This window comes from Blautia caecimuris, assembly GCF_024622975.1.
Lineage (GTDB): Bacteria > Bacillota > Clostridia > Lachnospirales > Lachnospiraceae > Blautia_A > Blautia_A caecimuris.
In genome coordinates this window covers 38,437-50,299 of the sequence record NZ_JANJZT010000003.1, presented here as the reverse complement: position 1 = coordinate 50,299, position 11,863 = coordinate 38,437, and the positions used below count along the sequence as shown (strand labels likewise).

The 11,863-nt window shown below is 42.9% G+C and carries 11 protein-coding genes; 7 read left to right on the top strand and 4 right to left on the bottom strand.

Features of this window, described 5'->3' with window-relative positions; genetic code table 11:
* The first annotated feature begins 14 nt into the window (after positions 1-14).
* From NSA57_RS02890 to NSA57_RS02880, 3 genes are all read left to right on the top strand, one after another.
* The gene (locus tag NSA57_RS02890; RefSeq protein ID WP_022067097.1) at positions 15-917 is read left to right on the top strand and encodes an undecaprenyl-diphosphate phosphatase; all 903 of its coding nucleotides are present in this window, start codon (positions 15-17) and stop codon (positions 915-917) included.
* Positions 918-1,017: 100 nt separating this feature from the next.
* On the top strand, positions 1,018-2,514 hold the full coding sequence (gene glpK / locus NSA57_RS02885) for a glycerol kinase GlpK (RefSeq protein ID WP_257463954.1): 1,497 nt from the start codon (positions 1,018-1,020) through the stop codon (positions 2,512-2,514).
* A gap of 52 nt (positions 2,515-2,566) precedes the next feature.
* A complete protein-coding gene (locus NSA57_RS02880; RefSeq protein WP_257463953.1) occupies positions 2,567-3,514 on the top strand; it encodes an SPOR domain-containing protein in 948 nt (315 codons plus the stop codon).
* A gap of 49 nt (positions 3,515-3,563) precedes the next feature.
* Here the strand turns inward: NSA57_RS02880 and NSA57_RS02875 are convergent, their stop codons facing one another.
* Both NSA57_RS02875 and NSA57_RS02870 read right to left on the bottom strand, forming a co-directional pair.
* Positions 3,564-4,490 (bottom strand): substrate-binding domain-containing protein, encoded by a 927-nt coding sequence (locus tag NSA57_RS02875; RefSeq protein WP_147598374.1) that lies wholly within the window; start codon positions 4,488-4,490, stop codon positions 3,564-3,566.
* Complete coding sequence (locus tag NSA57_RS02870) at positions 4,483-4,695, bottom strand: TOBE domain-containing protein (RefSeq protein WP_022068675.1); 213 nt, start codon at positions 4,693-4,695, stop codon at positions 4,483-4,485. The genes NSA57_RS02875 and NSA57_RS02870 overlap by 8 nt, the downstream gene beginning before the upstream one ends.
* 517 nt (positions 4,696-5,212) lie before the next feature.
* Between NSA57_RS02870 and modA the strand changes: the two genes are divergently transcribed.
* The 4 genes from modA to NSA57_RS02850 all read left to right on the top strand — a co-directional run bounded on the left by modA (position 5,213) and on the right by NSA57_RS02850 (position 9,458).
* Complete coding sequence (gene modA, locus NSA57_RS02865) at positions 5,213-6,121, top strand: molybdate ABC transporter substrate-binding protein (RefSeq protein WP_257463952.1); 909 nt, start codon at positions 5,213-5,215, stop codon at positions 6,119-6,121.
* 47 nt (positions 6,122-6,168) lie between these two features.
* Positions 6,169-6,864 (top strand): molybdate ABC transporter permease subunit, encoded by a 696-nt coding sequence (gene modB / locus NSA57_RS02860; protein ID WP_147598617.1) that lies wholly within the window; start codon positions 6,169-6,171, stop codon positions 6,862-6,864.
* Between the two features lie 264 nt (positions 6,865-7,128).
* Positions 7,129-8,178 (top strand): sulfate/molybdate ABC transporter ATP-binding protein, encoded by a 1,050-nt coding sequence (locus tag NSA57_RS02855; RefSeq protein ID WP_257463951.1) that lies wholly within the window; start codon positions 7,129-7,131, stop codon positions 8,176-8,178.
* A 377-nt stretch (positions 8,179-8,555) separates the two neighbouring features.
* Positions 8,556-9,458 (top strand): RpnC/YadD family protein, encoded by a 903-nt coding sequence (locus NSA57_RS02850; RefSeq protein WP_257463949.1) that lies wholly within the window; start codon positions 8,556-8,558, stop codon positions 9,456-9,458.
* A gap of 39 nt (positions 9,459-9,497) precedes the next feature.
* Here the strand turns inward: NSA57_RS02850 and NSA57_RS02845 are convergent, their stop codons facing one another.
* The gene (locus NSA57_RS02845; protein WP_257463947.1) at positions 9,498-10,586 is read right to left on the bottom strand and encodes a PucR family transcriptional regulator; all 1,089 of its coding nucleotides are present in this window, start codon (positions 10,584-10,586) and stop codon (positions 9,498-9,500) included.
* A 218-nt stretch (positions 10,587-10,804) separates the two neighbouring features.
* On the bottom strand, positions 10,805-11,836 hold the full coding sequence (locus NSA57_RS02840; protein WP_257463946.1) for a LacI family DNA-binding transcriptional regulator: 1,032 nt from the start codon (positions 11,834-11,836) through the stop codon (positions 10,805-10,807).
* Positions 11,837-11,863 lie beyond the last annotated feature (27 nt).

Here is an 11,863-nt window from a genome sequence, read left to right as displayed (position 1 = left end):
GAAAGGGAGAAAGAATGGATATTATTGAATTTTTAAAAGCCGTGTTTCTGGGTATTGTGGAAGGTATTACGGAATGGCTTCCTATCAGCAGTACCGGACATATGATTCTGGTGGATGAATTTATCAAACTTAATGTGACGCCGGAGTTTAAAGAATTCTTTCTGGTAGTGATCCAGCTTGGTGCGATCCTGGCAGTGGTGGTATTATACTGGGGAAAGCTGTGGCCTTTTTATATCAGAGAGCTTCCAAAGAAACAAAGAGCAATCATAGCAAAACAGCCTGTTTTTGCAAGAGGGATCATGACTTTTGTGGAACGGTTCTGCGATAAGGAAAAATGGGTGCTGTGGTTTAAGATCCTTGTGGCATGTATTCCTACCATTGTGATTGCATTGCCGTTTAATGACTTCATTGAGGAAAAATTTAACAATTACGTGGTTGTTTCCATTGCTCTGATCGTTTACGGTGTGATTTTTATTTTTATTGAAAACTATAATAAAAGACGGAAAGCAACCTGCAGATCTCTGGAATCCATGAGCTTTAAAACTGCTTTTCTGATCGGTCTGTTTCAGGTTCTGTCTGTAATTCCCGGAACTTCACGCTCCGGTTCTACGATCATCGGAGGTATTCTGGTAGGAACTTCAAGAACAGTAGCGGCTGAATTTACCTTTTTCCTGGCAATTCCTGTTATGTTTGGCGCCAGCCTTCTCAAGCTGATAAAATTCGGATTTGCCTTTACTGCCGGAGAGGTTCTGATTCTTATTACAGGCGTGGTGGTTGCATTTGTTGTATCCATACTGGCGATCAAGTTCCTGGTAGGATATATTAAAAAACATGACTTTAAAGTGTTTGGATGGTACAGGATCGTACTGGGTGTCCTTGTACTTGGATATTTTATCGGAAAGAATGTAATTGGATAAAAAATAAGGGATATACAGGGCAGAATCCTGTTACACAGGGGAAGGAGCAGGATTTTTGACCGGCAGCTGCAGCAGGCTGCAGAAACGGAGGTACATAATTATGGGAAAATATATTATGGCAATGGATCAGGGAACCACAAGCTCCCGCTGTATCCTTTTTGATAAGGCGGGAAATATCTGCAGTTCAGCGCAGAAAGAATTTGCCCAGTATTATCCAAAGCCGGGCTGGGTAGAGCATGATCCTCATGAGATCTGGTCCTCTCAGATGGCTGTGGCAATTGAGGCCATGGGAAAGATCGGGGCTGATGCGGGGGATATTGCAGCCATTGGAATTACAAATCAGCGTGAGACAACAATTGTCTGGGACAAAAAAACAGGAAATCCTGTTTATCCGGCTATTGTATGGCAGTGCCGCCGTACGTCAGACATGATCGAGGAACTGAAACAGGATGGTTTTGCTGATAAGATCAGAGAAAAAACAGGACTGATTCCAGACGCTTATTTTTCCGCCACAAAAATTAAATGGATCCTGGATTATGTGGATGGAGCCAGAGAGGCGGCAGAAAGAGGCGACCTTCTTTTTGGTACGGTAGACACCTGGCTCATCTGGAAACTTACCAAAGGTCAGGTACACGTTACAGATTACACCAATGCTTCCCGTACAATGTTATTTGATATTTATAAAAGACAGTGGGACGAAGAGATTCTGGAATATTTTAATATTCCAAAATCCATGCTTCCGGAGGTTAAACCAAGCAGCTGCATTTATGGCTATACAAATGAAAATCTGATCGGCGGTTCGATTCCCATTTCAGGTGCGGCAGGCGATCAGCAGTCAGCGCTTTTCGGACAGTGCTGCTTCCGTGCAGGAGATGTGAAAAACACATATGGAACAGGCTGCTTTCTTCTGATGCATACAGGAAAGCAGGCAGTTCGTTCCGAGCACGGACTTCTTACAACAATTGCAGTGAATCCGGACGGAACACCGGGATATGCTCTGGAAGGAAGTGTGTTTGTAGCCGGAGCTGCGATCCAGTGGCTGAGAGACGAAATGCAGATTTTGAACAGCGCCCCGGAATCAGAATTATATTGTCTTTCTGTACCTGATACCAATGGGGTTTATGTGGTTCCCGCTTTTACAGGACTGGGAGCGCCTTACTGGGATCAGTATGCCCGGGGAGCGGTTCTGGGACTTACTCGGGGAGCGGGAAAAACTCATCTGATCAGAGCAACTGTGGAGTCTCTGGCTTATCAGGTGACAGATGTGATTCATGCAATGGAAAAGGACTCCGGAATGAAGCTGAGCTTTCTGCGTGTAGACGGAGGTGCAAGCGCAAATAATTTTCTGATGCAGTTTCAGTCAGATCTTCTGGATGCGCAGGTAGTGCGTCCAAGCTGCATTGAGACAACAGCGCTTGGAGCAGCTTATATGGCAGGCCTTGCAGCAGGATTCTGGAAGGATGCAGAGGAAATCCGCCAGAACTGGAAGCAGGAAAGAGAATTTTCTCCTTCGGTTGAACCGGAGAAGAGAGAAGCCCTTCTGAAAGGATGGCAGAAAGCAGTACGCTGCACCTTCCAGTGGGCAAAGGACGAATAGATATATTTGTTTGGATTCAGATTTATGAATCCGGAAAGGATGGTAGATTCAAGTGAGAAAATCCAGAAAAATAGTATTTGCAGTCGGTACGGCAATGGCGTTGACGCTTGCAGGATGCGGATCAGATAAAAAAGCAGAGGAGGTTGTGCCTACTGTGGCTCCTACAGCTACTCCTACCATACCTCCGGTGACGGCAACTCCGGCGCCTACGTCCACACCGGCACCGAGAAAAATCGGTGAAAAAACCTCCCAGTCAAAGTTTGTTTATCTTACAAACAATCTGAAAACAGATGTAAGAGAACTGTATCTCATGGTTTCCGGAAGCGAAGACTGGGGCGACAATCTGATTCCAAGAGAATTTTCGGTAAAGGCATCCGATCAGGTTCAGATGTTTTATACACCGGAATCTGTACAGGCTTCCGCAGAAGAGGAGGATTCCGAAGAGACCGGCGCTCCTTCCGGTGCGTTGTATGACATGAAACTTGTAACTGCAGATGGAAATACCTATGAAATCTACAGTATTGAGCTCAGCGATATGGAAAAAGCATCACTGACACTGGATGAGGAAACATCAACCGCATATCTTCGCTATATGAGTCTTTCAGAGAAAAAAGAAAAAGATACAAAGGAAAATTCTCAGCAGACCGGTTACGGAGATGACTATGACAGTGACGATGAAAGTTATGATGACAGCTATTCCGATGATGGAAATTATGATGATGGAAGTTCCGACGACGGAAATTACGATGATGGGAATTATGACGATGGAAGCTCCGATGACGGTAACTATGATGATGGAAGCTCCGACGATGGAAACTCTGACGATGGAAGCTCCGATGATGGTAACTATGATGACGGAGGCTCCGATGACGGAAGCTCTGACGATGGAGGCTCTGATGACGGAAATTATGATGACGGAAGTTCCGACAGCGGAAGCGGCGATGACTATGTAGATGCCGGAGATGGCGATGACGACGGCTACTATGATACAGAAGAATAATATAAGTGTGTAAAACGAAAACGCTCACCTTTCGGTGAGCGTTTTCGCTTTACAGATATAATATTTCGCCGGTTCGGGAGGTGTTGCAGCCGTTTTGCAGCCGGAGGGCAGTGCGGAATTCCGAAGAACGGATAATTTCTGCAAGAGCAGAAAAACCGGGCCGGTTCAGGGATTCCGTTTCCATTACAAGAAACATAGGAAGCTGCTGAAGAGGAATAAAATCCAGGTATTTTGACTTGAATATGACGGATTCTGCTCCCAATGCAGCATCGGCCTGGCTGGTCAGAACTGCGTTTGCAGTAGAAAAATCAGAAACCAGTTCTTTCTGGTAGCCATTGATCTGATCTGGCAATATTTTGGCATCTTTCAGTAAAATATCCAGATACATTCGTCCGGTACTTCCCTTTTCTCTGTTTGCGAGAGCAACATCGGGACGTTTCAGATCACTGACGGACAATATATTTTTCGGATTTCCTTTTTGGACATAAAATCCCAGAGAATATTCATAAAGAACAAAAGCTGCAACGGACATACCGGGAAGCAGGGCAGGAATATGCTCAGGAAGAATACCGGCAGTGGTGGCATGAACTTTTTTAAAATAAAGAGAATACAGTCCGTTATAAGTATTCAGGTGTGAATGAAGTACTGGAAGTCCATTGGGATGAACAGCCATCTGGTTGATCAGATATTCCAGAGCTGGAGATGCCTGTCCGCTGATAATAAGACCGTTGGAATACAGAAGATAGTCTCTTTTCAGAAGAGAGCTTTCCGGCTGAAAACCGGGAAAAGGCAAAGGCGCTTCAGAGACAGATGCATCGCCTCCCTGAAGATACCGATTCAGCTGTTCTTCACTGATTCGAAGCTGTTTGCCTATTTTTGAAGATCCCAGTTCTCCACGTTTGATGAGTTCGTAGACTGTAGTTTTTTTTATTTTCAGCTTGTCTGCAATTTCCTGGGCAGTGTAAAGCTTATTCATCAATTCCTACCATAACATTTGTGGCTTTGATAACAGCGTAGGCATCAGATCCAACTTCCAGGCCAAGTTCTTCCACAGCCGCACAGGAAATGGTGGCAACAATAATATTTCCCCCTCCGATATCAATAGAGACAATAGAATTTACAGCTCCTTTGTTAATGCTGACAACTTTTCCTTTTAACTGATTTCTTGCACTTAATTTCATGATGATTTCTCCTTTATATATTATTGTAAAAATTATTGATATCTGTTATTTCTGTTACTGCTTACGGTATTTTTTAATTTTTATTTCGGAAAGTAACCTGAAATGAAATCCGGTATGTTACTGTTTGCTACATTTTCAGAAATATGGTTAAAATATTTTTAAATCCTCTTCAGTAATGGTAATTGTCCTGTATATTTGGGGATATTGGAAACATACAAAAACGTCTGGCGGAATATTGCCTGTGTACAGTTGCTGTTTTACATTGAGATTCATTTCATTCCTGGCAGTCTGGTTAAAGTGTTTTCCCAATCACCTTCGGTGATGGTAATTATCCTGCATACCCCGGGGACTCTGGTAAAGAATACAAAACACCTTGTGGGATAATACCACATGAACAGTAACTATTTTACTACTATTTACTATAACACAGTGGAAATGAATTGACAATAACAGTATTCTGATATAAAATGAATAAAACAGAACTAAAATAAATTAAAATGAATAAAGGAGAAGAGAAATGAAGAAAAAACTGGCAGCTATTGCGTTTGCAGGAATGATGGCAGTCGGATTAACAGCAGGAAATGTACAGGCGGCGGAACCCAGCGGAGAGGTCTATGTATTTATTGCAGCCAGTCTTGCCAATGCAATGGAGGATATACAAAAGGACTTTAATCAGAAGTATCCGAATGTGGAGATTTTTTACAATGCGGACAGTTCAGGAACTCTCCAGACACAGATTGAGGAAGGATCCAGATGTGATATCTTTTTTTCAGCAGCAACCAAGCAGATGGATGCCCTTGTAGAGGAGAAACTGGCAAAGGAAGAGTCTGTAGTGAATCTTCTGGAAAATAAGGTTGTTCTGATTAAGACAAAAGATACAGAAACCAGGGTTACAGGATTTGAGAATATCACAGAGGCTGAGAATCTTGCCCTGGCAGGGGAGGATGTTCCTGTAGGACAGTATGCCAGAGAGATTTTTACCAACCTTGATATTATGGATCAGGTAGAGGCAATGGAAATCAACGAGGGAAAAAATGTAACAGAGGTTCTGGCAGCAGTGACCCAGGGAAGCAACGAGGTAGGGGTTGTATATGCAACAGATGCAGCTTCCGTGGCAGATCAGGTAGAAATCATTGCAGAGGCTTCATCAGACATGCTTGAAACACCGGTTCTTTACCCGGTAGGCATGATAGAGGATGAAGAGGCTTTACCAGAGGAAAAAGTGGCAGCAAAGACATTTTTTGAGTATCTTCAGACAGAAAACGCACTGAAAGTTTTTGAAGAGCATGGATTCAGTCCTTATACTGCTGAAGTGGAAGAGAACGACACAGAGGAAGCGGAAGATACACAGGCAGATCAGAAAACTGACTCAGAAGCAGAAGAAACCGGGGAAGCTTCCACTGAGCAGGAGAAAACAGCAGAGTGACATAGAAATAAGAATTTGCCAAAGCTCTGTACATTGGAGAATGAATGATGAGTGAGTTTATACAGGAGATTAACTGGTCTCCTTTATGGATTTCCTTGAAAACAGGCGCGGTGGCTACTACCATCGCGTTCTTTCTGGGAATCTGGTGCGCCAGAAAAATAATGAAAATGAAGCCTGTGACCAGAGCAGTATTTGATGGTATTCTGACAATGCCTCTTGTGCTGCCTCCTACAGTTGCAGGTTTTTTTCTGCTGATTATTTTCAGCCTGCGGAGACCTTTTGGAAAGTTTCTCCTGGAGAATTTTGATTTTAAGATCGTGCAGACATGGAAAGGGTGCATTGTAGCGGCTGCTGTAATAGCGTTTCCTCTGATGTACCGTAATGCCCGAGCAGCTTTTGAGCAGGTAGACGTAAACCTGATCTATGCAGGACAGACCCTTGGAATGAGCGATCGGAAAATATTCTGGAAAGTTATTATTCCGGCAGCTGCTCCGGGCATTGTATCCGGTACAGTTCTTGCGTTTGCCAGAGCAATCGGGGAATACGGCGCAACCTCCATGCTTGCAGGAAATATTCTGGGAAAAACAAGAACCGTTTCTGTTGCAATTGCGGCGGAGACTGCGGCGGGAAATTATGATGTAGCAGGATTCTGGGTTGTGATTATTGTGCTTATTTCTTTTTTTATTGTGTCATTGATCAATATTGTGTCAGGAAGAGGAATGAAAAGCAGACGGTGGATATAAAAAGTAAATGGTTTGTATATGAATACAAAACCATCAGTGAGAAAATACTGAATGATGCATAATGGAAGCGGTAATATGAGGATATAAAAGAAATGTCGGGCTTTCTATGTGTATTATATACAAACAGAGAAGAGTTCTTTATGTTTTTTGTGGCTGTTTACGGTACGAAGGAAGAAAAACAAGAATCAATACCTGAATATATAAGAAAACATATTCAAGGTTTATAAAAACAACTGTCAGGGGAAAGTGAGACGGAAGGAAAATATGTCCATAAGTGTAAATATAGAAAAAAGCTTCAGAGGCTTTACTCTGAAAGTACAATTTGAAACTACAGATTTATCTACAGGAATTCTGGGAGCCTCAGGAAGCGGTAAAAGTATGACTCTGCGCTGCATTGCAGGTATTGAGAAACCGGACAGAGGAAAGATTGTGATTCATGGAAAAACGGTTTTTGATTCAGAAGAAAAAATCAATCTGAAACCACAGGAACGCCAGGTAGGATATCTTTTCCAGAATTATGCGCTTTTTCCGACAATGACAGTTCGTGACAACATTCGTTGTGGATTTCGGGGCGAAAAAAAACTTCGAGACGAAAAAGTACAGGATTTTATCTGTCGCTATCATCTGGAGGGGTTGGAAAATCGGTATCCTTCTCAGTTATCCGGAGGGCAGCAGCAGAGAGTTGCCCTGGCCAGAATGATGATAGGGGAGCCTGAGGTCATTCTTCTGGACGAGCCTTTTTCTGCTCTGGATGGATTTTTAAAAGACGTTCTTCAAAAAGACATGCAGGATTTCCTGAAGGAATATACGGGAGATATGATTATGGTCACTCACAGCAGAGATGAAGCTTTTCGATTCTGCAGGAACCTGATGCTTTTAAAAGAGGGAAAAACTCTGATATTTGGAGATACCCGGAAGCTTTTTGAGCAGCCGGAGCTTCTGGAAGCAGCAAGACTTACCGGGTGCAAAAATCATTCCAGGATCGAACGTCTGGGAGATTATGAACTGTTTGCTCTGGACTGGGGCGTTGCTCTTCGTACAGAGAAAAAAATAGACTCCGATATCACTCATGTGGCAATCCGTGGACATTGGATGCAGGGAACGGATCACAAAACAGAAAACTGTATTTTGTTTCAGGTAGCGGACTATGTGGAAACGACCTTTGAACATCAGTATCTGGTAAAAAGCCCGGAGATGGAAGAAGATGCAGTTCTCTGGTGGATGCGCCCTAAGGGCAGTTTTGACGAGCCGGCAGAAAAAAATCTGCCCAGGTATCTGTATCTTCCGCCAGAGCATTTAATGCTGCTGAAATAGAAAAGTGTTTTTATGATGTTTTTCTTTATAAGTACAGGGGATTGATTTATAATAAAATTGTGGCGATAAATGAGCAAATATATAATTTTGCATAATGGATCCGCAATATGAAGAAATAAAAAATTTAAACTTTATATGTGCATTTCACAAAGCAACGATAATTTTGTGTACTTCTTCAAGTTTGCTCATTTATAGATTATAATTATTAATCATTTAACATGATAAGGAGGGAAAACAAAGACCAGCACCATTTCCACAGAAGATAAGGATTCCGGGAGTTTCCGGAATAAAATATACAGGCTGATAACATTTCTTAAAATACATAAGACAAAACCCGAAAGCTGATAATATAAGTTACATAAAGAAAGGAATGTCTTATGGAAAGCAGTACTATTTTTGATGATGTGTTCCGGACTATGTTGGAAAAGATGCCGCAGCTGGCAGTGCCGCTGATCAATGAAGTTTTTGGCACTTCCTATCCGGAGGATGTTAAAATCATACAAAAGAGAAATGAACATCAGACACAAAACGGCAGGATAATCACAGATTCCCATTTGCTGATTGCAAATCGGATTTACCATATAGAATGTCAGAGTACAGACGATTCTACTATGGTGATCCGAATGATTGAATATGATTTTGCAATCAGTCTGGAACAGGTACAGAAGGAAAATGGCAGATATCGGATGTATTTTCCGCAGTCCTGCGTATTGTATTTGCGGGGCATAAAAAAGAGGGATACGATATCTGTAGAGATTGTGATGCCAAATGGTAATACAGTGGAATACACGGTTCCTGTTGTACAGGTGCAGAGGTTTACCTGTGATGATATGCTGCAGAAGCATTTGCTGTTTTTGCTGCCGTACCATGTAATAAAATACGAACAGGAAAAGGAACTGGACACGGACAGCGAAAAATGGAAGGAACTTTTAGATGAGTATGCAAAAATCGAGAAGTATCTGGAGAAAAATTTTCTTGAGAAAGGAAATGAAAAAGCATACCGGGATATGGTTGAGCTGATCATCCGGATTGCAGATTATGTGTTCAGAGACAAAGAAAAAGTAAAGAAAGGATTTGGTGATGTAATGGGCGGAAAGGTATTGGAACTGGAATCAGATAAGCTGATTCAGCGGGGAATTGAACAGGGGCTGGAAAAGGGAATCCAACAGGGCATTGCCATGGAACGAAAAAACACAGAGCTTGCACGTCGCAAGGTGGAGGCGGCAGAGGAGGAGATTCAACGTTTGAAGAAGCTTTTGGAAGAACAAAATAATAAATAGTGACTGTGAGAAGCACAACAAAGAATTCAGGCCGGAGCATCAGCTCCGGCCGTTTTTATGATAAGTTACATACCCGCTTACCAGCATGGCCAGCTTAAAGGTCAGGGCATCCTCAAAGGTACGGAGATCCAGCCCGAACTTTTTCTGGATTTTCTCAAAGCGGTACACAAGAGTGTTCCGGTGGACATAAAGCTGTCTGGAGGTTTCGGAAAGATTCAGGTTGTTCTCAAAGAAGGTACGGATGATGGCAAGGGTTTCACTGTCCAGGGAATCCAGAGATTCACTGCCAAATACCTCCTGGATAAACATTTCGCACACAGAAACCGGGAGCTGATAGATCAGCCTGCCAATTCCAAGCTTGCGATAGCTGAAAACATTTTTTTCTGAGTAAAAGATCTTTCCGATTTCCATAGCTGTTTTTGCTTCTTTGTAGGCATTGGAAAGCTGGAGGAGATCATCGGCTGTGTTGCTGTAGGAAACCCAGGCCTGGGTCATGGCTTCAGTTCCAAGCATGTCTACCAGCATAAAAGCAATATCTTCCATATCCTCGTCTGATTCTGTAGAGGAAAGCTCCCGGATTACAATGATTCCGGAATCGTCTACAGAGGTAATAAAATCTTTTGTACGGGCGGAAAAGATATTCCGGATAGTGGCAAGAGCGTGTTCGTCTCTGGCCTGGCGGGTTTCCACCAGAAAAACTGCCCGTCTGGCAGTGGAAGAGATATGGAGCTTTTTGGCGCGGTTAAAGGCTTCTACGTCCTGATAATTTCCCAGAAGAAGTTTTTGCATAAAAGTGTTTTTGTCATTTTTTTCTGCATAGGCTTCCAGAAGACTCTGTACCTGGCAGACAGCCAGTTCTCCAATGGTGGGAACACTGTCTCCGCTTCCCCACACAATAAGGATATAGGCCAGCTCTTCTTTATACAGGACTTTATAAAGACAGCGGCTGGTGTTTGCCATGATAAGAGCATTGCTTTCCCTGAATTCACTGAGCTTTTTTTCTGAAGGAAGTGAACGGGAGCAGGTAGTTACAAAAACTTCGTTTTCATCATTGATAAGACAAAAATCAAGATTGCTGATGGTTTTCCAGTCATCCATATATTTCTGTAAGGTTCGCTGTATTGACATGAGATCATCCCTCTTTCTACTGTAGTTATAAATGAAACAAAGCCGGCTCCTGTATTTTATCTGCCGGGAAAGTAGTAAATTCTGTACCGGACTTTCTGGTAAAGAATATTGCAGCCTGTATCATAGCTGAAATTTCCTGTAATATAAAATGCTTTGCACAGGATTCAGTGACAAAGCAGGTTACTGTAAACAGAGTGAACAGTAACCAAAGCTGTGGATTATCTTGAAAATCCGGAAGATTCATCCTCTGCCGGGCTATGAGGCGCTGGTCCGGTGGAATTTCGTTCAATCAGCTGAGCGTGAAGATAAATGGTTCCGATAGAAACTTTGTTCATAATACTGTCTATGGCATAAAAACCACATTTGCCAAGCTCGATCCGGTCCTGGCGGATGGTAGTCAGAGGCGGAGAAGTATAGGCGCACAGAGGCAGATCGTCAAAACCGATAATACTGATATCTCCCGGGACCCGGTATCCCAGCTGCTGACACTGAACCATAGCGGCGTTGGCAATCTGGTCGTGGCTGCAGATAATGGCAGTCATTCCCATATTCAGAAGTCGGGGCAGATGCTTTTCAATACACTGGGTTACATAGTAAGAAGCGCCTGCGTAATCGGGATCAGCCTTCAGCCCGTTCTGTTTCAGCGCATGGAAAAACGCCTTGTGGCGCACCTGCATAATATAAGCACCAAGTGCGCTGCTTAAATATCCGATCTTTCGGTGCCCAAGTTTTTTTAAGTGAGATACAGCAAGAGCCATTCCTTCATTATTGTCAATTCCGATAGAAGCGATAAAGGGATTGGCGGGAATATAGTTGTCATAAAGAACAGTTGGAGTGTGGCTTGTTTTAAAATCCTCCATCCAGGGATCGTTCAGAGAAAACCCCAGGACAAAGGCGCCAGCATAATCATTCTGGAGCATAAAAACATCATAGGGAGTTTTTTTCTGAAGCTTTGCTGTTACAGGAACCACATTTACTACATATCCTGCAGGTTCTGCCATCTGCCGGAAGCCGATCACAAAATCATATCCGAACTGATGAGGTTCTTCATATTCCATATTTTCGATTAGGATGCAGAAACGTTTTGCATCATTTTTTTGCCGCCGCAGTCTGGTATATCCCATTTCTACTGCAGTATCAAGCACTGTTTTTCGTAAAGTTTCGCTTATATCGGGAGCATTGTTGATTGCTTTGGACACAGTTCCCTTGGAAACGCCAAGTTTGTCAGCGATATCCTGTATTGTTGCCATATGTGTACCTTCCTTTTGCCAGACATA